Source organism: Grimontia kaedaensis (assembly GCF_023746615.1).
In the GTDB taxonomy this organism is placed as follows: domain Bacteria; phylum Pseudomonadota; class Gammaproteobacteria; order Enterobacterales; family Vibrionaceae; genus Enterovibrio; species Enterovibrio kaedaensis.
Map to the genome: position 1 here is coordinate 3,657,192 of NZ_CP082275.1, position 19,266 is coordinate 3,676,457.

Sequence of the window (19,266 nt, forward strand, 5' to 3'; positions counted from 1 at the left end):
CCGGTATGGAAAAGGTATCTCCTTGGGTGGGCGTTGGACTGAGACAGCCACACCACGCTCACTTTCTTAATCATTCCCCGGATATCGGATGGTTAGAAGTACACAGTGAGAACTTTTTCCTGCCGCACTCAAAGGCCTTTGAGGCGCTGCATACGCTGCGGCGCCACTATGACATCAGTTGCCACGGTGTGGGTTTGTCACTGGGATCGGTCGATCCTGTGAATAAACACCATCTTGGCAAGCTGAAACATCTGGTCGACTCCATCGACCCCCTCTTTGTTTCCGACCATTTAAGCTGGAGTTCGGTCGACGGCGAATACTTCAATGACCTGCTGCCTCTGCCGTATACAGAAGAAGCGCTGGAGGTGTTTTGCCGCAATGTCGACGCGACGCAAGACCATCTGAGCCGCCAGATACTGGTCGAAAACCCATCGAGCTACTTAAGTTTCAGTCACTCCACCATTCCTGAGTGGGAGTTCCTCGCCGAAGTGGCGAGGCGTACTGGCTGTGGTTTATTACTCGATCTGAATAACATTCATGTCAGCGCCTTCAATCATGGCTTTGATACCGACACTTACCTCGCGGCAATTAATCCTGAGTGGGTACAGGAAATTCATCTGGCCGGCTTTACCGTGAAGCAGTTAGACGAAGGGGAAATCTGGATTGATACCCACAGCCAACCCGTGTCTGAGCCTGTGTGGTCGCTTTATGAAAAATGGATTGCCGAGCACGGCGCGCGCCATACCTTGATTGAATGGGATCGCGATATCCCCACGCCGGACGTTTTACTCGGTGAAGCAGCAAAAGCCGATCGCATCGTCAAAGCCCTCTCGCCATCCGTGAAGGAGGCATCATGAGCGCACCTAGCCTTGCTTCGCTGCAGCATCAATTTCGCGATGCCCTGCATTATGAGTCACACGATTTACCTGTTGCAGAAGGCGTGACAGAGCCTGAAGCGCTGATACAGGTTTACCGCAACAACTTTGTGATGACCCTGACTGAATGCCTCGAGAACATTTACCCCGTCGCCAATGCTCTGGTGGGTGAAGAGTGCTTTCAGGCCATTGCCCGTCACCACGTACTTGGCACCACCATGGATAACGCCTGCGCCGATCGCTATGGCGCCGGGTTTGCTGACACCATTCGCGCGCTGCCCAACATCATCGAAGCCGTGCCGTATCTGGCAGATATCGCTGAGATTGAATGGCATATCCAATGCGTGAACAGAGCGCCATTGCCTGAGGCTTTTCCGGTCGAGGCCTTGTCAGAAATACCACCGGAAGATTTTCCGCGTATTCAGCTCACGGTTTCTCCGGCATCCGCTGTGATGAAAAGTGACTTCGCTATCGCCACACTTTGGCAAGCGGTCAGCAATCAGGATGAGGAAGCCTTGAATCAGCTGGATTTGATGCGTCCAGAAGCCCTGTTGGTGCAGAAAGATGACGAAGGGATCAGTGTCACCACTATCAGCGATGAAGAAGCCTCGCTGATCCTCGCTTGCAAAGATTTCGCGTTTGGGGAGATTGACCCCGAGCTTTTGCCACACATTTCCGGCGCCATGCAACGCGGTGTATTCAGCAGCTTTGCACTGGCCGGTGATTAACAAGAAAAAGGAAATCGCACATGTTCGCTGTGATCAATAAAATCGACGACTTGATGGAATCTGCGCTTAAGCCTTTGGTTCCGGTTCTTCTGCTGGTTAGCCGCCTTTGGGTAGCTTGGGTATTTTTCAAATCCGGCCAGACCAAAATCGCCAGTTGGGACAGTACACTGTTCCTGTTCGAATACGAATATCAGGTACCGTTTATTCCTTGGGAAATGGCTGCCTACCTCGGCACAGCGGCGGAACTCATTTTACCTATCTTCCTGGCACTCGGCCTTTTAACCCGCCCAGCGGCTTTTGCCCTGTTTGCGTTTAACATTGTCGCGGTGGTGTCTTATCCCGCGCTGTGGCCAAAAGGCTTTTTCGACCACCAGATGTGGGGCGTGATGCTTCTCGTCACCATGATTTGGGGACCAGGTATGGCAGCAGTCGATAACTGGTTGAAGAACCGTAACTAACTGAGTGCGAGCAACTCGGAAAGGTTGGAAACTTCCACGTCCGGCAGTAACGAAGCGCGCCGCTGCAATGTCAGCGGCGTTTTTGTGTCGTTAAACCAACACGCTTTAAAGCCAGCCAGTTTCGCCCCGCATACATCGGCTTTAAGGTGGTCGCCAACATGGAGAATGGTGTCTGCGGGAATATTCAGAATGGATTGCGCCTTGGTAAACAGTGCACCGTCAGGTTTCGCAGCACCATCAGGGCCTGCCTGAAGCACTTTTTTGAACAGTGGCGTCAGGCCCAGCTTGTCACAATCGACATTCCCGTTGGTGATCGCCACCAGCGGATAACGGACAGCCAGTTCACCCATGATCTGCATCGCTTCTTCCGGAACAATAAAATTACTGCGCTCATGAAGGAAAAATGCCACGCCATCATCGGCGAGAGATTTGGCATCAGCATCACTCAGGCCGCAACGTAAAGCCGCCAAGGTAAGCTGAGCGCGGCGAATTTCGGTGACAAACCCCACCAGCGACGCATCCGCTGCAATCACTTCTGCACGCATCACCTGCCACTGCGGCCAGTCAAAATTAGTCATCGCCGGGCATCGCGCTTCCAGCCAGTCCAGTAACATTTGCTCTGCACGGATAATCACCACCCGGTTGTCATACAGGGTGTCATCCAAATCAAACGTCATGGCAGAGATAGGCTGCCAGCGGCGATAGAACTTCATGCGCGCTCCTTGAAGTAGTGCGGTTAGTCGTCGTTTTTACGCTTACGCGCTCTGGGGTGCGCGGCGTCGTACACTTTGGCCAGATGCTGGAAGTCGAGGTGGGTATAGACTTGGGTGGTGGAGAGGTCAGCATGGCCCAGAAGCTCCTGCACCGCCCTCAAGTCACCAGAAGATTCCAGCATGTGGGTAGCAAAACTATGACGCAATTTGTGGGGATTGATATGGCTGCTAACCGCCTGTTTCTGTCCCCATTCCGCCATACGTTTTTGTACGCTGCGCGGAGAGATACGGTTTCCCAGCTTCGACAGGAAAAGGGCATCTTCCGGCCCTTTAAGCAGTTGGTTACGCACTTTCAGCCAGTTGAACAGCCATTCTTTCGCCATACCGGTAAAAGGCACAACGCGCTCTTTGTCACCTTTACCGATTACACGCAAATCGCCCTTTCGCATCGCCACATCACGAACGTTAAGGCCAATAAGCTCAGACAGACGAAGTCCTGCGCCGTACATCAGCTCCATCATGGCGCGATCACGCACGGCTAATGGATCGTCTGCATCCACCGACAGCAACTGATTCACTTCATCGACATCAAGGTTCTTTGGCAGCGTGCGACCTTGCTTGGGCGCTGCGACGCCTTTCGCGGGATTCGCCGCCAGTGCGCCGTCTGACACCATAAAGTCAAAAAAACTGCGAAGGGCAGATAGGCGAAGCGCAATACTGCCCGCTTTCAGACGTTCGCGCTTGGCTTGGGCTGCAATCTGGCGCACCCATGCGGCATCAACATCCTGCCATTTGGTCACACCAGCACCCACCAGAAACTCAGCACTGGCGGTCAGTTGTTGGCGGTAATTGTTTTCGGTGTGGCGGCTTAAGCCCCGCTCGCGGATCATGTAATCAAAGAATCGCGCCAGCGGTTTTTCGATGCTGGCAGGCAAACTCATTCGTTCGCCTGCCACTTGGTGAGGAGAATGGCGATGTGCTCGGCGATCTGCTCGACGAACAGGGTATCCATGCTGGGCTGAAAGTGACCGCCATCTTGGCTGGCAAAGGTCAGGAAACCCAGTTCTTTGCCTTTAAACACAGGGACCAGCGCATAGGAGCCAAGCTCAGGTGCCTGAGTGACGAACTGGTCGCCATCGACTTTGCGCAATCTGCCCAGATAGATTCGCTGGCCACAGAAATGTGCCGCTTTCACCGCATCCACACTCTTGCGGTTTAATTGATGGTGGCCACCGTCATAGAGACGAAGGCTCACAACCAAGTGCAGTGAGTTGGCAAGTTCCAACAAGGCTTTATGAATATCGTCTTCACTTTCTGCCGCAAACAACGCCTTGTGCGCGTGGGAGAAAGCGCGAAACAGGTTTTCATTACCCGCCGCGATACTCATCAGTTGGGTAATATCTTCTTCAAGCTCGGCCACACGCTCACGCAAACGGCCAAGTTGGATTTCGACGAGAGATACCGCACCACGTTCAGCATGAGGCACTCTCAATTGCGCCGCCAGTTGAGGTTGGCGGTGGAAGAAGTCTGGATTGTCTTTCAAAAAAGCGGCCACGGCTTCTTCGGTCAATGCCTCAGCCAGTGGCCCTTCGAGCTTGGAAAGCTCCGTCATACTGTTATCTGTCCATCATATACGTGTGAAGCCGGACCCGTCATGTAAAGCGGATGCCCTACGCCTTTCCAACGGATTTTCAGATCGCCGCCTGGCAGGTGGACTTTCACCGATTCATCAAGCAAACCCTGCAAAATACCTACAGCGACTGCAGCACAAGCACCACTGCCACACGCCTGAGTTTCCCCCGCACCGCGCTCGTAAACGCGAAGACGGATTTCATTGCGCGACACCACCTGCATAAAGCCAGCGTTAACACGCTCAGGGAAACGCTCGTGGGATTCCACCAGCGGACCCAGGCCTTCCACGTCATAGGTATCGACGTCATCGACCACAGTGACGCAATGTGGATTGCCCATACTGACCGCGCCCACAAACAGGGTTTTATCTTCTACACGTAAAATATAGGTTTTTTCTTCAGCGTTTGCGCGGAAGGGGATTTTAGACGGCGCCCAGATAGGTTCACCCATATTGGCAGTAACCAGTTCGTCACTGTCCATCTTGAGTATCATCTTGCCGCCTTTGGTACTGACCTGAATTTGGTTTTTGTTGGTCAGCCCTTTCATCCGCACAAAACGGGCAAAGCAGCGCGCACCATTGCCGCACTGCTCCACTTCGCTGCTGTCAGCATTAAATATCCGGTAATGGAAATCACTTTCCGGATCATAAGGTGGCTCAACCACCAACAGCTGATCAAACCCCACTCCGGTATTTCTGTCCGCCAGACGGCGGATCATGTCCGGAGAGAAGTATGCATTTTGCGTCACGCAATCAACGACCATAAAGTCGTTGCCGAGACCATGCATTTTGGAAAATTGTATCTGCATCCGGATCCTTTTACTCAGGCAGTACCTGTTCTAACTCCCACAGTGATGCCAGCGGCTCACGCTGGCGCACCAAGTGGGATTGGTCGCCATCTACCATCACTTCTGCCGCACGGCAGCGGGTGTTGTAGTTAGACGACATCACAAAGCCATAAGCACCTGATGAACGCACCGCCAGCAGGTCGCCCGCTTCAAGCACCAGCGCACGGTCTTTACCGAGGTAATCGCCGGTTTCGCACACAGGACCAACCAAATCATACGTTTTGGCTTCACCCTGACGTGGCTGCACAGGAACAATATCCTGCCAAGCCTGATAAAGCGCTGGACGCAGTAAGTCGTTCATTGCCGCATCAATGATGGCGAAATTCTTTTCTTCGTTGTGCTTGAGGAACTCAACCTGGGTCAGCAGCACACCGGCATTAGCGGCGATGGCACGACCTGGCTCAAACACCAGCTCGATATCCTGATGGTTCGACAAACGGTCAAGCAAGGCTTTCGCATAGTCAGACGGCTCTGGCGGCTTCTCATCGCTGTAAGTCACACCCAAACCACCACCCACATCAAGGTGATCGATAGAGATGCCATCCTGACCCAGCGCATCAATCAACCCCAGCAGGCGATCGGTCGACTCGATAAACGGCGCCAACTCTGTCAGCTGTGAACCGATATGGCAGTCGATACCATGCACAGAAAGGTGTGGCAGGCTATTCGCGTATTGGTAAACCTCACGGGCTCTATCAAACGCGATGCCGAATTTGTTTTCTTTCAGACCGGTAGAAATATACGGGTGGGTTTTGGCATCCACGTCCGGGTTGATACGCAGGCTGATTGGCGCCACTTTACCCAGCTCGCCCGCCACTTTGTTCAAGCGATCCAGCTCGGCTTCTGATTCGACGTTAAAGCATTTAATGCCCAGCTCCAGCGCACGCGCCATTTCCGGTTCGGTTTTACCCACGCCAGAGAACACCACTTTCTTCGGATCGCCGCCAGCCGCTAATACGCGCTCCAGTTCACCCTGTGAAACGATATCAAAACCTGAGCCCAGACGCGCCAATACATTTAGTACGCCAAGGTTACTGTTCGCCTTCACGGCGTAACAAATCAGGTGCGGATGGTCACCCACGGCTTTATCAAACGCATGCCAATGACGCTCCAGCGTCGCACGCGAATATACGTAAAGCGGTGTGCCGTATTGCTCTGCAAGCTGCGCCAATGGCAGATCTTCTGCCCACAGTTGCCCGTCATCCTGATAATTGAAGTAGTCCAACGTTGTCCTTCCCTGTCCAAAGTGTTATGGCTGAGTAGATTCCTGAGTATCCTGCGGCGTTTCCGAATTTACCTGCTCATTTTGCGCGGGTGCATCTTCTGGAAAGTAGAGAGGTCCTTGCTGACCGCATGCCGAAATCAGGGCTACTGTTGCCAGTGCGGCAAGTTTCAGGGTTAATCGCATCATTTCTGCCAGTGATCTAAAAGTTAATGCCCTCTATAATCGCATCAACGCACTGAAAAGCAATAGGACGACTGAGAATGAACACAAGCCAATACCATGAACTGGTTGACGAGCAATGGATGGCGATTGAAGACGGCATCGACGAGAGTGGCGCGGATATCGATTACGAAACGAATGGTAATGTTCTGACACTGGATTTTGAAGACCGCAGCCAGATCATCATCAACCGTCAGGAACCGATGAAAGAAATCTGGTTGGCATCGCGCTCAGGCGGATTCCACTTCAGCTACCAGGACGGCCAATGGCTGTGCAGCAAGAGTGGCATGGAATTTATGGATATGGTGAAGCAAGAATGTTCCAAACACGCTGGCGAGAGTGTGGACTGGTAACAAGCTGCTTGATTTAAAGTGTATTAATAAAGGCTGACAACATGTGTTGTCAGCCTTTTTTCTGAAATCGGGATTGATTCAGCGGGACGCGTATTGGGCTGCGTCAGTATTCGCATCTGCACGTTGCCACTGACGCTCACTCTTGTAGGGGATGACCTGCGCTCGACCATCGGCTTGATGGATGATGTCGTAGAACTGTGGCAGGTTGAAATTCACGCCTTTACCAGCAAAGTTAGTGGTTTCCTGCGGAGAAGTATAGAAGCGGTTTACGCCCTGTACCATCTCTTCTTTGTCACCGCTGCACTGGCGGTACACTTCCACGCGATTGTTTTCATCCAGTACATAGATGTGGAACCCATCATCGCAATCTTCAAAGAAAAACTGGATAAGACCTTCACTGGCGTAAGCATCGACCACTTCCGGCGGATGGATATCGGCATCTTTGTCCAATACCATGACCGGTGAACCATGAACCTTATTGGTTGAAATCGAACGGTAGAACTCGACGGAGTTTTCTAGTTTCTGCACTGACACACCGCGGCGCTCAAAGAATAGACCGAAGGTTTGGTCTGCTACACGAATCGCTTTAAAGCGGCGGCGTTTTTCCTGATCGACCGGTTTCAAGCGCATATCGATACACTCTGCCACCAGTTGATAAACCAGGTTACGAATCAAACCACGCATCTTGCCCGCATAACAGAATACATCCACTGACTCAGGTGGAATAGCATCCTGGTGCATTTTACCCAGCAGAGTTTTCAACACATCGAGAATGGCGTTCTCGCCCTTAAAGTTCAGGGTACGCACTTCGTTCCAGCTGTTGCGGTAAACCAAATCAACACTGCCAACCAAACACTGCTGCTCAGCACCGTAGCTGAAAATGTCCGTGTTTTTGAAATCGAAACGCACCGCAGGCTGCTTAAGCTCTGTGGTCGGGTCGTTTTCAAGGTTGATGAACAGCGCCAGTTTACGCACTTCACAAGGGCTCGACAGCGCCTGCAGAGAAGGCTGCGGACGACGCACCGAGAAGGTGTTGCGTAGGTCACTGACCAGTTGGTAAAGCTTATCGATGTCGACATTGCTGTTACGTGCCACTGAATGGAGGCGGCTTGATTCGGTCAACAGACCATTGAAATACGCCCATGCCACCAGCTTGGACAGGTAGCGGTTATGTTCGAGCGGCGAGCGGCCGATGATTTCAACAGGCTTCAATGATTGCTTATAGAGATACCAACCCGGTGGGTTACTGCGCCCTTCTTGCACCTGAATAAAGCTAAGGTCCGCTTCATGCAAATCTGGTGACAGTTGCGGGTTAAGCAAGGTCACTTTGCCCGGCAACACCTCAAACGCAGCATAAAGCTTACGTGCCAGAATGCTGATGTCTTCAGGGCTAATTGCAGAGGTGATGTCATTGCGACGCGCGAACCGGATAAGGTTTCGGTAGCTCAACATCAAGGCTTCAAGCAGTTCGTTGTGCGCTTCTTTAACCTCTTCCACTTTCCAGTTACGGCGATTGTCCAGACGCGCGATGTCTTCCTGTGTCCAGCCCCATTCACGGGTCAGAATACAGAGCACTTCACGGCGCCATGGCACTGAGCCAGGGCCAGGTTCACGGGTCAGCTTCTCGTGGGTTTTGAGGTAAAAGCAGCGACGCACCAGATCAAGACGGCGGTGGTCATCGATGCGCTCAAGATAGCGGGTGACTTTCTCCAGCATCAGGTAATAAGCGTCAGACTGGTAAACGTCCAACATGCCAGAGAAGAAACGGCGTTTGCCGTCAACGCTCAGAAGCTGGGTGCCTGGGTACTCCCAAGAATAAGCTTCAAGCAGAATTGCTTTGAGTACCGACTTATAGGGTGAATCAATACTTTTATACAGTTGCCAGAGGCTAGAGCCGAAGTACTCTTCCGCCGGGATCGATGGCAAACCGCCAAAGTCCACCCAGTCGTCGCGCTTAATAGCACCACTGGCAATCATCTCTCCGACATAATCTTCGTAGCAACCTTCCATCTCCGGCGGTACCAGATACCAAAGAAGATGTTGGCCAGCGAGATGCACGGCGGAGCGGTAGAATTCATCGAGCAGCAGGTAATGTTGGGTTGAGCCACAGTTTTCTGTGGTCATCGCCTGCGCCATGTTCTGGCGGAAACGCTGCTCGCAAATCACAAAGAAGTTCACTTCCACACCCTGAGACATTGCCCAGTCGGAGATCAGTGAACATTTGGCGTCCAGCATGTCACGTTCATCATGCGCGACCCAATCCTGCACACAGACCCAAATATCCAAATCACTAGAAAGGCTTTGGCCCATTGACGCGGTACTACCCATCGAGAATAGGCCCTTGATTGGGTGCTCTTGGGAGAACGGCTTAACAGGAGAGGGGGTATTCAGTGCGAGAGCACAATCGTTTACAAAGTCTTGCTGGACATCAGAAAGAGAGAAATTGCAGATACCATGAACGACGCTACGCTCGAGGTAACCAGGAACAGCAGGATGATTAAAGTGCAGCAAGGCAGGCAATACGTTAAAAACATTAACGGCCTGAGAGTGCATAGCGCTTCGGGCGCGCTCCAACCTAACGTGGTTGAAGGCATTAAGACGCTCTAATTGCTGATCAACATAGTTTTGCAAGATAAACATCCAAAGTTGCCGACATCCTAGTCAACGAAACGGGAGCTAAGTCTAAAAGACTCCGGCGCCCATGGATAAAAACGTGATCAATTTAACAGTTTTTCTTTGGAGCGTAAAGCGAGCAATGACTCATCATTTCTGCTTCACTTTGTTCACTATATGAACAAAACTGTGAGAGAGACAACGCTTTATCTCAAATTTGATTCGAAATAAGGTGAACCACGTTGGGTTTTACCCCTGTGAACCGCCCCGAAAACATGATCAATATCACATCATCATAGCCGAAGCCGCATGGATTCGCACCTTTTTATCGCCGCTATCACCTTAAGTTCTCAAGGAATAACAAGGGGTGGTACGATTAGCCTAAGCAAATCAAATGGACGTAATTATGACTTCAACACCCGTTCGTATCGCCACCCGCCAGAGCCCACTTGCCCTGTGGCAGGCTGAATTTGTTAAAGCTGCTCTGGAAGAAACCCATCCGGGTTTGACCGTGGAGCTGGTTCCTATGGTGACCAAAGGCGACATTATTCTCGACACTCCACTGGCCAAAGTTGGCGGTAAAGGATTGTTTGTGAAAGAGCTGGAGCAGGCAATGCTGGATGGCCGAGCAGACATTGCGGTCCATTCCATGAAAGACGTACCGGTAGAGTTCCCTGAAGGGCTGGGGTTGGTCACTATCTGTGAGCGTGAAGACCCACGTGACGCCTTTGTTTCCAACAATTATGAAAGCATCAATGCACTGCCTGAAGGTGCAGTTGTCGGCACATCAAGCCTTCGCCGCCAGTGTCAGGTTCGTGCCATGCGCCCTGATTTGGTGGTGAAAGATCTGCGCGGCAACGTCGGCACCCGCTTGGGCAAACTGGATAATGGCGAATACGACGCCATCATTCTTGCATCGGCAGGTCTGAAACGTCTGAATCTTCATGACCGTATCCGCAATGAAATTGAACCGGAAGAAATTCTGCCAGCAGTTGGCCAAGGTGCTGTCGGCATTGAGTGCCGTCTGGATGATGAACGCGTCCGTGCGCTGCTGGAACCATTGGCCGATGCCAACACCACTTACCGCGTGCTGTGTGAGCGTGCAATGAACAACCGTCTGATGGGCGGATGTCAGGTGCCCATTGGTAGCTACTCAGAAATCCACGGTGACCAAATCCATCTGCGCGCACTGGTAGGCGAGCCGGATGGCAGCAAAATCGTCAGTGGTGAAGTGACAGGCCCGCTTGAAAAAGCCGAAGAGCTGGGCACTGGTCTTGCTGAACAGCTGCTTGAAGACGGAGCGCGTGTGATTCTGGAAAAACTTTATCAGGACGAAGTATGACCGTACTGGTGGTGCGCCCTGCACCTGCCTGCTATGAACTTGCCGAAACGCTGAACCAATCAGGAATAAAGGCGCTTCCCGCGCCTTTATTGTCTTTTTCTGCCGGAATCGACCTTCCCTCTCTGACTCAATGCTTTAATACACTCCCACCACACAGCGTGGTCGTGGCAGTGAGTCCCCGCGCGATTGAATACGCCCATCAACAACTTCAAGACGAAAACGCCAGCTGGCGTGACGATCTGCATTATGTGGCAGTCGGAGAAAAAACAGCGCAGGTCTGGAAAACCAAAAGCGGTGTGAATGCGATTCAGCCAACGACAGAAGACAGCGAAGGCATGGTGTCCTTGTCTGTTTTCGAAAAGCCGCAAAGTCTTCAGGTCGTGATCTTGCGTGGCAACGGCGGACGGGCATTTTTGGGCGACACCCTGACAAATCACGGTGCCAAGGTGCGCTATTTTGAAGCCTATCAACGACATTGGACCAGTGAATCTCTATCATCACTGGCAAAGCAATGGCGGGCGGAAAATGTCGACACCTTGGTCATCACCAGTGGTGAACAACTTTCGCTTTTGTGCCAGACAATCTCAGAGTGTGACCAGCAATGGTTACGAGAATGCCATATACTGGTGCCAAGCAAACGGATTTACAATCAAGCAATTGGCCTTGGTTTTAATGCAATCAGCTGCGTAAACAGCGCCTCCAATCACGCCCTGTTTCACGCGTTAAACGAGATGATTAACTCGGGACATTCGGATGACAGACAACAATAAGACTTCAGGCACGGATAAAGACACGTCGGCGCCAGCATCCCCTACCGGCAAGGAAACGCCATCGTCTTCCAAGCAAAGCGGTAAGCCTTCTGCGATCGACAAATCCGCTGCCAAGTCCACGCCTACTGATACGCCAGCCAGTGACAAAAATACAGCAACTCCGCCTCCTCAGGCAAAAGAGAAAAAAGGGGGTAACAAACTCTCTATTGTCGCCATTATTTTGGTGATAACACTCGGTGGTGGTCTTTATTACCATGGCCATCAGCAAAGCCAACAGCTTACAGCCAATATCTCTGCCCTAACTGATGAAGTCAGCTCACTGAAGTCGGCGCTGGCTAATAGCGAAAAGCAAAGTCAGGAAGCGGTAAAAAAAGCCGTGCAAGATACTCAGGTGCTGATTGAACAGCAGGACACCACTATCCAGAGCCTGCAATCAGCGCTGGCTGATGTAAAAGGCCGTCGTCCGAATGACTGGCTGTTAGCAGAAGCGGATTACCTGGTGAATCAGGCCGCACGTAAGCTTTGGCTGGAACACGATGTACTGACAGCCACCACCCTGATGCAAAATGCTGATCAGCGCATTGCTGAGCTTAATGACCCGTCGCTGACGCCTATCCGTCAGGCGATGGCAAAAGACATCCAACAGCTAAAAGCCGTGAAACGCATTGATCGCGACGGTATTGTGCTTCGCCTGAACTCACTACAACAGGAAGTCGACAAACTGCCGCTTGCCAATGCCATCATGCCAGAAGCAGAAGAAGTCGCTACGCAGCAGGTCTCTGGCAATGTCGACGACTGGCAGCAAAACCTGAAAGCATCTTTCAGTGATTTCGTCGGTCAGTTCATCACCTACCGAAAGCGTGAAGGCGATGTGGTACCACTGCTGACACCGGCGCAAACTTTCTACCTGCAGGAAAACCTCAAGGCGAAGCTGGATCAGGCCGTGACGTCGGTATATCGCGAGAATGGCCGCCTGTATGCCGAGTCACTGAAAACCGCTAAAGCGTGGGCTGAGCGCTTTTACAACCAAGACGCCGACATCACTAAGAGCTTCGTTGCGACTCTGACCAACCTCAGCCAGCAAACCATCGAGGTGAGCTACCCTGAGGCCCTGGAAAGCCAAGCGCTGATTAGTGACATGCTAGCTGACCGCCTGCGACGCGATTTAGCGCCACTGCAAACCGGGGAGAATAACTAATGATTAAAATTCTCCTGCTGGTTATCGCACTGATTGCAGGCCTTATTGTTGGGCCGGATCTGGCGGGTAATCAGGGTTATGTTCTGATTTCCGCGGCCAACCAAACCATCGAGATGAGTGTATCCACGCTCATCATTCTGGTGGTGTTCGCTTTTGCTGCACTGTTCATCTTTGAATGGCTCATTCGCAAAGTGTTCTCGCTATCAAGCTCCACCCGTGGCTGGTTTTCCGGCCGTAAGAGTAAGAAAGCACGCGCGCTGACCAACGATGGCTTGCTGAAACTACTGGAAGGTGACTGGAAGCTATCTGAAAAGCTGGTGATGAAAGGTGCAGCTCACAGCGATGCCCCTTTACTGAACTACCTGGCGGCAGCAGAAGCAGCGCAAGGCCGTGGCGACGTAGACAGCCGTGACCGATACTTGCAACAAGCATCGGACTTTGGGACTGATCGTCTGGCAACCTCACTGACACGCGCCAAGCTACAATTCCGCCAAGGCCAATATGAAGAAGCGCTCGCGAGCCTTCAAGGACTGGTCGATGCCAATCCGCGCAACTCGATTTTGTTGAACTTACTGAAAGATACTTACCTGCAGCTTCAGGACTGGCAGGCGCTGCTGCGTTTGATGCCATCACTGAAACGCGTGAAAGCCGTCACTGAAACGGAAGCAGAAAAGCTGGAACAGAAAGCCGAATGTGGCCTGATGGCTCATATCGCAACACAGAAAGGCAGCGATGGCCTTCTGGCTCACTGGAATAGCCTAAGCCGCGCAGCCCGCCAGCAACCTAAGCTTATTGCTTGTTTGGTCAAACAGCTGATTTCACGTCATGCTGATTCAGAGGCTTACATCATTCTCCGTGAGAACCTGAAAAAGCATCCTGATGAAACTCTGATCTCTCTGGTACCTGAACTGAAACTGCCTGATTACCATCCGGCTATTCTCAAACTTCAGGAACTGCTGCGCTACAACGAGAATAACCCCGTAACACACAGCGCATTAGGTCAGCTTTACTTCCGTGAAGGAAAATGGGCAGAGGCGCGCACTCACTTTGAAAAAGCGCTGGAAATCCGGCCTGACGTGACCGATTACGCTTGGCTGGTGGATACGTTAGAAAAGCTTAACGAGTCCGGCGCCGCCAACAGTCTTTCACGCGAAGCACTCAAGCTTGCACTACCTCACAAAGAGTGAAACATTTCACGAACAAAAAACGCCCGAAAGGGCGTTTTTTTATTCACGATTAACACGGTTAGACCTAAAAACAACCCAAGTTGTTTCAGCCTGTTAATAATGATTAACTGCTATTTACCAGCCATTGTTAAGACAAAGTAGCTGTTATCAAATAGGGGCGTAACAAATTATAATTTGCCGGTTTCAGTTGTTAATCAATTCGCAGGCTTTTATCAGTCAGCATGAGCAACAAATGGCGTCGGCTTTGCCAATCCCTTTTGAAAGTGAGCCCATCCATCATGGATATGTTACCTTGGATCCTGGTGTCAGGCCTGTTGGTTTCAGTTGTTACTGGTCTGCTGACAGTTCTGCTGGTTAAAGGTATGGAGTAATCCGACCCTTTGCACCCCACGCCTCCGCTTCGGAGGCGTTTTGGTTTCTGGAGGAGAGGAATCTAGGGTCTGTTGACCTTTGGTGATGAGGACTATCGCATTGCCGCTTTGACATAGACATCAAAGCGGTTCTTCTTGGTTTCAATTTGAGTAGACGGCGTTTTACCGGCCAGAAACTCGGCATAATCCGGACGCTTGACCACCACACGTTTGGTCGCCAGTGTATAAGCAGGGCCATACAGTTCATCCGCGTCATCATCCGCGCCCACCAGCGACTGGAATACACGCATCTCTTTTTTCACCAATGCTGACTTTTTCTTGTGCGGGTACATGGGGTCGAGGTACACCACATCCGGGCGTTCCAAGTTTCCGTCATTAACGAGCTTCACCAGAGCGTCATGACTTGAAGCATGCAGAAGCGATATACGCTCGCTCACCCAACCGCCAATTTCCGGATCCACTTTGGCACGAGCAAGGCCATCATCCAGCAAGGCAGCAACTACTGGATGACGTTCAACCATCTGTACCTTACAGCCAAGAGATGCCAGCACAAAAGCATCACGCCCTAACCCTGCTGTGGCATCTAGCACCGTTGGCGTCGCGCCTTTATTGAGTCCGACTGCTTTGGCAATCGACTGCCCTTTACCACCCCCGAATTTACGACGATGACCAACAGCCCCGCCGACCAAATCGACGAAAACCGCGCCGAGCTTTGGCTCGTCCAGCTTTCTAAGCTCCAATTGGTTTTCGGTCAGTACCAACGCAAACAGGGCGTTCTCATTGTGGATAAGCCCCCAACGGTTGGCAATCTCGTTGAGGATGTCAGCGCGCTCTGGCGCTTCGCAGGTTAAAGCTATCTGCACCTGGGTTCTCCGGCGTAATATTCGCCGAGAGTATATACCCAAACGACCTGAAGATGCAGAATTCGGGTCGTTTGGGTAGATAGTGAAAGGATAAGGTTCTAGGAGAAATAGAAAATTGGCTGGGGCACCCTGTTAGAGCACCGCTTCTTTTTCACTGGCTGCCGTTTCGAGAATCAACTGCTCCATCGGTTTCGGTACGCTGAAGAAATAGCCTTGCGCATAATCGACACCAAGTGAGCGTAAGCGCATCAAGATGGCATCATTTTCCACAAACTCTGCCACGGTTTTCTTTCCCATCTGGGTCGCCAGTTGGTGAATCGCCCGAACCATTACATAGTCGGTTTCATCCTCTGCGATATCTCGCACGAATTGGCCGTCAATCTTGATGATGTCTACTGGAAGGCGCTTGAGGTAGCCAAATGATGAGAGCCCAGAGCCAAAATCATCCAGCGCGATGGTGCAACCCAGTTGTTTAAGCTTTTTGAATAGTTCAATCGCATCACTAAGGTTACCAATCGCTGCCGTTTCCGTGATTTCGAGGCTGATAGACGTACTTGGAATGGTACTGGTTTTCAGTGCTTCAATCAGGAACTGGATAAAACCTTCATCGCTCATGGAGCGGCCGGAAAGGTTAATCGAGACCATACCCACAGAATCGACATATTCTGGATAACGCTCAAACCAACCCAAGGTTTTCTCAATCACCCGCTTATCAATCAAATGCGCCATGTTGTAGCGCTCGGCAGCAGGTATAAACTGTCCCGGAGCCACATTGTCACCTTGAGTGTCACGCATCCGCACCAAGACTTCGAAATAGAGCTTCTCTTTCAAACGGGAAGTAACGCTGACAATAGGCTGGGCATAAACCTCAAAACGATCTTCTGCCAATGCATCATGGATTTTGCTGACAAAGGACATTTCACGCTCATGGCGGCGAAGTTCCTGATCATCTGGGCGGTAGAGGTGAACCCGACTGCGGCCATCATGCTTGGCGGCATAACAAGCTGTATCAGCTTGAGCATGCACCTGCTGCGGCGTGCCCGCGGTTTTATCCAACATCCGAATACCAACAGAGCACCCCAACGCAAGGCGGGTATTCTTCCAGTAAAAGTCGAGTTCACTTAGGGTATCGAGAATTTTTCTGCCCTGATCCAGCGCATCCTGCTCATTGCAGTCATAGCAAATCACTGCAAACTCGTCACCGCCAAGACGCGCCAGTGTGGCACCAATAGGCAGCAACTCACGCAGAACCTGCGCCGTTTGTTTGAGCGCCTCATCACCCGCTTCATGACCCACAGTGTCGTTAATCACGCGAAACTGGTCCAGATCGATATAGAACATGGCGTGTACCGCGCCGTTTTCAGTCAAGGTGCCCAGTACATCAACCAATCTGGCTTCAAAGTAGTTACGGTTCAGCAAACCTGTCAGGAAATCATGTTGCGCCTGATAACGGAGCTGTTGCTCCATTCGGCGGTTTTCTGTGATGTCTTCGCCAACCAGTAACAGTTGTGATTGCACTTGAGTCGAACGGATGCTTTCTCGGATCCAGCGCTCTTTGCCATCACTGGTGCGGTAGCGGATCTCACGGCGACGGATCCCGAACCGCTCCCGATCCTTACTATTCAAAAGGCTTCTCGGCGGCAGGCTGCCGTCAGCATAAAAGTCTGTCACTTTATGTCCGAGCATATGGCGCTTAGAAAAGCCTAACCATTCGGTAGTGCACTGGTTGACGGACTGGATTCGCGACTGTTGGTCGATAGTCAGCAGCATCACAGGTTGCTGCTCATAGAGCATACGGTATTCAACCTCGCTGCGCTGAAGCTTTTGCTCTGCCAGTTTTCGCTGGCTGATATCGCGGGCTTCAAACAGAATTTGCGCGTCGGCATGACTGTGATCTGGCAAGGCTTTGAGCGCCACGTCCAGAATCACTTCGTTTTGCTGCTCGGACAAAAGACAAACTTCAAAACGACTCGCCTGCCCCTCAATCAAGGATTCAAGGTGAAGTTTTAACCTGTCAGCACTGAGCCATTCTGACCAACGCCATAATGGCAGGAAACCGCGGTTGCCAAACTCGGGAAACAAACGCTGGAAGGCGCCGTTGGCCGAAATCACACGCCCTTGATAATCCAGCAAAGCAATGTATTGATGGCTTTGGTCAAAGACACCTTTGAACAGCGCCCGGCTTTGTGCCAGCGCCCGCTCACCCTGCTTCTGGCGGTTCATGTGCTTGGTGAGAATACCAATGATCACCATGGCGACAAACATGATGGCGAGGCTGCTCAACAAAGCATCACGGTTGGCTTGCCAGAAGGGAGGGGGCTGGTTATTGATGGTGGCTTGAGGGAACTGTCTTATGTCGATTTGACGCTTTTTAGCGACATCGTATTCAAAGATAAGCTGATTGGCGTCAGAAATAATCTTTGGCATTTCATCATTGTTCAGCGCTTCAATCAGCAAGCCTGCCTGTACCTTTCCATGGTGTTCGCCATCGACCATGATGCCGCCGACAATACCATAAGGCAGCATAAAGCTGTTCGCGCCGTAAACCGGCACCGTAGTCGCTTGCGTGACCTTGGTGAGCAAATCGCCATGCTCCATAAAGTCGCCATTGGCATCTTTGAAGAAAGAGACAAACAGAATCACATCGCCCTCTTCCAGCCCGGCGCTCTGCTCAACCAGCTGCTCAAAGCTCACTTTGTGCATGCGGCGGATATCCACACCTAACTCGTCCATGCTGTTATCCAACTGACGTGAAATCGCCTGCCAATACTGGCGGCTGGAGTAAGCATCATCAAGTGCAAGCCAGACTCGCTGGGTATCTGGGTGTAGAGCTTTAATCAGGGCGACATTGGCGGGTACATTGATCAGTTCTTCAACACCACCGAGCATATTAATGTTCTGATACGGCTCAAGACTGGCACTGTTCAAACCGGAAAACACCACTGGCACATTGCCAATTTCTTCAGCAAGTTCGTTGACCAGCCAGAGCGCGGCATTGTCTGTAGTCAGCACGGCATCATATCGATGCTCTTCAAGGCGGGTAAGATAGAGACGTTTCAGCTCTTCATGATAATCAGGGGATTGGATTCTCTTGGTATCAAGATAAGTATGCTCAACAACAATGTCCTGCCCTTCGACACCTTTTTCAATTCCGCGCACAATGGACTCCGTCCAGAAAAAGTCCGGATGGTAGGAATGAATGGCGAGAACCTGATAGGCTGCTAGTGCTGCGCCGCTTTGAAGAAAGAGAACAGTAACAAAAAGCCACTTAAATATTTGGCGCATAGAATGAAGTAGGTTTGTCTTAATTCTGTATCAGTTGTACCACACGGTATTGGGAAGGCTATCAATTGGTCAAGTTTTATGCACGGAAACTGCGGGTAACATGGAGTTTAGTGAATCGCTATGAATGAAATTGCAAAATTAGATGATTTAGATCGCCAAATTCTACGAACCCTGATGGCGGATGCCAAAGTGCCCTATGCGGAAATGGGAAAACGTTTTTCTGTCAGCCCAGCCACAGTGCATGTGCGGGTTGAAAAGATGAAATCGGCGGGCATCATCACTGGCACCGAAGTCTTGGTGAATACCAAAGCATTAGGCTACGACGTGTGCTGTTTTATCGGCATCAACCTCTATGCAGCACGGGACTACCACTCGGCGCTGGAAAAGCTTCAACAACTTGATGAAGTGGTGGAAGCCTATTACACCACGGGCGCCTATAACATCTTCGTCAAACTGATGTGCCGCTCGATTGAAGAGTTGCAATACGTGTTGATTGATAAGCTCCAGGCTATCGACGAAGTACAATCGACGGAAACCCTGATTTCCCTGCAAAACCCCATTAAGCGAAATGTCGCGCCTTAATTAAAA

The 19,266-nt window shown here is 51.3% G+C and carries 19 protein-coding genes; 10 read left to right on the forward strand and 9 right to left on the reverse strand.

The window, feature by feature from the left end:
• The first annotated feature begins 5 nt into the window (after positions 1–5).
• The 3 genes from bufB to K6Q96_RS16405 are packed head-to-tail and all read left to right on the forward strand — an operon-like array spanning position 6 to position 2,061.
• A complete protein-coding gene (gene bufB / locus K6Q96_RS16395) occupies positions 6–857 on the forward strand; it encodes an MNIO family bufferin maturase (protein ID WP_251876869.1) in 852 nt (283 codons plus the stop codon).
• Positions 854–1,603: an HvfC/BufC N-terminal domain-containing protein gene (locus K6Q96_RS16400; RefSeq protein ID WP_251876870.1), complete on the forward strand. Its 750-nt coding sequence runs from the start codon at positions 854–856 to the stop codon at positions 1,601–1,603. The genes bufB and K6Q96_RS16400 overlap by 4 nt, the downstream gene beginning before the upstream one ends.
• 20 nt (positions 1,604–1,623) lie before the next feature.
• On the forward strand, positions 1,624–2,061 hold the full coding sequence (locus K6Q96_RS16405) for a DoxX family protein (protein ID WP_251876871.1): 438 nt from the start codon (positions 1,624–1,626) through the stop codon (positions 2,059–2,061).
• On the opposite strand, the gene K6Q96_RS16410 is transcribed toward K6Q96_RS16405, so the two are convergent.
• From K6Q96_RS16410 to lptM, 6 genes are read right to left on the reverse strand one after another with little or no spacing between them, the layout of a single operon-like run.
• Positions 2,058–2,774 carry an HAD-IA family hydrolase gene (locus tag K6Q96_RS16410; protein WP_251876872.1) on the reverse strand — a complete coding sequence of 239 codons (717 nt, stop codon included), beginning with the start codon at positions 2,772–2,774 and terminating at the stop codon, positions 2,058–2,060. The two genes, K6Q96_RS16405 and K6Q96_RS16410, sit on opposite strands and share 4 nt — an antisense overlap.
• Positions 2,775–2,797: 23 nt before the next feature.
• Complete coding sequence (gene xerC, locus K6Q96_RS16415; protein ID WP_046305546.1) at positions 2,798–3,715, reverse strand: tyrosine recombinase XerC; 918 nt, start codon at positions 3,713–3,715, stop codon at positions 2,798–2,800.
• Entirely contained in the window at positions 3,712–4,386 is a 675-nt protein-coding gene (locus K6Q96_RS16420; RefSeq protein WP_002539666.1) for a DUF484 family protein, read from the reverse strand. The genes xerC and K6Q96_RS16420 overlap by 4 nt, the downstream gene beginning before the upstream one ends.
• The gene (gene dapF / locus K6Q96_RS16425) at positions 4,383–5,213 is read right to left on the reverse strand and encodes a diaminopimelate epimerase (RefSeq protein WP_002539665.1); all 831 of its coding nucleotides are present in this window, start codon (positions 5,211–5,213) and stop codon (positions 4,383–4,385) included. The genes K6Q96_RS16420 and dapF overlap by 4 nt, the downstream gene beginning before the upstream one ends.
• A 10-nt stretch (positions 5,214–5,223) precedes the next feature.
• Positions 5,224–6,477, reverse strand: coding sequence for a diaminopimelate decarboxylase (lysA, locus tag K6Q96_RS16430; RefSeq protein WP_251876873.1), 1,254 nt, complete (start codon positions 6,475–6,477; stop codon positions 5,224–5,226).
• Positions 6,478–6,501: 24 nt separating this feature from the next.
• Positions 6,502–6,663, reverse strand: coding sequence for an LPS translocon maturation chaperone LptM (gene lptM / locus K6Q96_RS16435; protein ID WP_251876874.1), 162 nt, complete (start codon positions 6,661–6,663; stop codon positions 6,502–6,504).
• A 74-nt stretch (positions 6,664–6,737) separates the two neighbouring features.
• On the opposite strand from lptM, the gene cyaY reads away from it, so the two are divergent.
• Positions 6,738–7,049, forward strand: coding sequence for an iron donor protein CyaY (gene cyaY, locus K6Q96_RS16440; RefSeq protein ID WP_039850150.1), 312 nt, complete (start codon positions 6,738–6,740; stop codon positions 7,047–7,049).
• A gap of 78 nt (positions 7,050–7,127) precedes the next feature.
• Here cyaY and K6Q96_RS16445 read toward each other — a convergent pair whose 3' ends face one another.
• A complete protein-coding gene (locus K6Q96_RS16445) occupies positions 7,128–9,680 on the reverse strand; it encodes a class I adenylate cyclase (RefSeq protein ID WP_491899754.1) in 2,553 nt (850 codons plus the stop codon).
• 388 nt (positions 9,681–10,068) lie between these two features.
• On the opposite strand from K6Q96_RS16445, the gene hemC reads away from it, so the two are divergent.
• From hemC to K6Q96_RS16470, 5 genes are all read left to right on the forward strand, one after another.
• Positions 10,069–11,004 (forward strand): hydroxymethylbilane synthase, encoded by a 936-nt coding sequence (gene hemC / locus K6Q96_RS16450; protein WP_251879668.1) that lies wholly within the window; start codon positions 10,069–10,071, stop codon positions 11,002–11,004.
• Positions 11,001–11,774 (forward strand): uroporphyrinogen-III synthase, encoded by a 774-nt coding sequence (locus K6Q96_RS16455; RefSeq protein WP_251876876.1) that lies wholly within the window; start codon positions 11,001–11,003, stop codon positions 11,772–11,774. The genes hemC and K6Q96_RS16455 overlap by 4 nt, the downstream gene beginning before the upstream one ends.
• Positions 11,758–12,972 carry a uroporphyrinogen-III C-methyltransferase gene (locus K6Q96_RS16460; RefSeq protein WP_251876877.1) on the forward strand — a complete coding sequence of 405 codons (1,215 nt, stop codon included), beginning with the start codon at positions 11,758–11,760 and terminating at the stop codon, positions 12,970–12,972. The genes K6Q96_RS16455 and K6Q96_RS16460 overlap by 17 nt, the downstream gene beginning before the upstream one ends.
• Positions 12,972–14,159: a heme biosynthesis HemY N-terminal domain-containing protein gene (locus tag K6Q96_RS16465; protein ID WP_251876878.1), complete on the forward strand. Its 1,188-nt coding sequence runs from the start codon at positions 12,972–12,974 to the stop codon at positions 14,157–14,159. The genes K6Q96_RS16460 and K6Q96_RS16465 overlap by 1 nt, the downstream gene beginning before the upstream one ends.
• Positions 14,160–14,380: 221 nt before the next feature.
• Complete coding sequence (locus K6Q96_RS16470) at positions 14,381–14,530, forward strand: hypothetical protein (RefSeq protein WP_251876879.1); 150 nt, start codon at positions 14,381–14,383, stop codon at positions 14,528–14,530.
• A gap of 92 nt (positions 14,531–14,622) precedes the next feature.
• On the opposite strand, the gene K6Q96_RS16475 is transcribed toward K6Q96_RS16470, so the two are convergent.
• Both K6Q96_RS16475 and K6Q96_RS16480 read right to left on the reverse strand, forming a co-directional pair.
• Positions 14,623–15,393, reverse strand: coding sequence for a class I SAM-dependent methyltransferase (locus K6Q96_RS16475; RefSeq protein WP_251876880.1), 771 nt, complete (start codon positions 15,391–15,393; stop codon positions 14,623–14,625).
• A gap of 132 nt (positions 15,394–15,525) precedes the next feature.
• Complete coding sequence (locus tag K6Q96_RS16480) at positions 15,526–18,678, reverse strand: EAL domain-containing protein (protein WP_353621770.1); 3,153 nt, start codon at positions 18,676–18,678, stop codon at positions 15,526–15,528.
• 120 nt (positions 18,679–18,798) lie between these two features.
• On the opposite strand from K6Q96_RS16480, the gene asnC reads away from it, so the two are divergent.
• Entirely contained in the window at positions 18,799–19,260 is a 462-nt protein-coding gene (gene asnC / locus K6Q96_RS16485) for a transcriptional regulator AsnC (RefSeq protein ID WP_002541578.1), read from the forward strand.
• Positions 19,261–19,266: the final 6 nt, after the last annotated feature.

Excerpts from the sequence above, each read along its gene's own strand:
- K6Q96_RS16455 (WP_251876876.1), top strand. The coding sequence starts at position 11,001 with ATGACCGTACTGGTGGTGCGCCCTGCACCTGCCTGCTATGAACTTGCC.
- K6Q96_RS16405 (WP_251876871.1), top strand. The coding sequence starts at position 1,624 with ATGTTCGCTGTGATCAATAAAATCGACGACTTGATGGAATCTGCGCTT.
- K6Q96_RS16410 (WP_251876872.1), bottom strand. The coding sequence starts at position 2,774 with ATGAAGTTCTATCGCCGCTGGCAGCCTATCTCTGCCATGACGTTTGAT.
- K6Q96_RS16460 (WP_251876877.1), top strand. The coding sequence starts at position 11,758 with ATGACAGACAACAATAAGACTTCAGGCACGGATAAAGACACGTCGGCG.
- hemC (WP_251879668.1), top strand. The coding sequence starts at position 10,069 with ATGACTTCAACACCCGTTCGTATCGCCACCCGCCAGAGCCCACTTGCC.
- asnC (WP_002541578.1), top strand. The coding sequence starts at position 18,799 with ATGAATGAAATTGCAAAATTAGATGATTTAGATCGCCAAATTCTACGA.
- K6Q96_RS16465 (WP_251876878.1), top strand. The coding sequence starts at position 12,972 with ATGATTAAAATTCTCCTGCTGGTTATCGCACTGATTGCAGGCCTTATT.
- lptM (WP_251876874.1), bottom strand. The coding sequence starts at position 6,663 with ATGATGCGATTAACCCTGAAACTTGCCGCACTGGCAACAGTAGCCCTG.
- K6Q96_RS16480 (WP_353621770.1), bottom strand. The coding sequence starts at position 18,678 with ATGCGCCAAATATTTAAGTGGCTTTTTGTTACTGTTCTCTTTCTTCAA.
- bufB (WP_251876869.1), top strand. The coding sequence starts at position 6 with ATGGAAAAGGTATCTCCTTGGGTGGGCGTTGGACTGAGACAGCCACAC.
- K6Q96_RS16400 (WP_251876870.1), top strand. The coding sequence starts at position 854 with ATGAGCGCACCTAGCCTTGCTTCGCTGCAGCATCAATTTCGCGATGCC.
- dapF (WP_002539665.1), bottom strand. The coding sequence starts at position 5,213 with ATGCAGATACAATTTTCCAAAATGCATGGTCTCGGCAACGACTTTATG.
- K6Q96_RS16470 (WP_251876879.1), top strand. The coding sequence starts at position 14,381 with ATGAGCAACAAATGGCGTCGGCTTTGCCAATCCCTTTTGAAAGTGAGC.
- K6Q96_RS16420 (WP_002539666.1), bottom strand. The coding sequence starts at position 4,386 with ATGACGGAGCTTTCCAAGCTCGAAGGGCCACTGGCTGAGGCATTGACC.
- xerC (WP_046305546.1), bottom strand. The coding sequence starts at position 3,715 with ATGAGTTTGCCTGCCAGCATCGAAAAACCGCTGGCGCGATTCTTTGAT.
- cyaY (WP_039850150.1), top strand. The coding sequence starts at position 6,738 with ATGAACACAAGCCAATACCATGAACTGGTTGACGAGCAATGGATGGCG.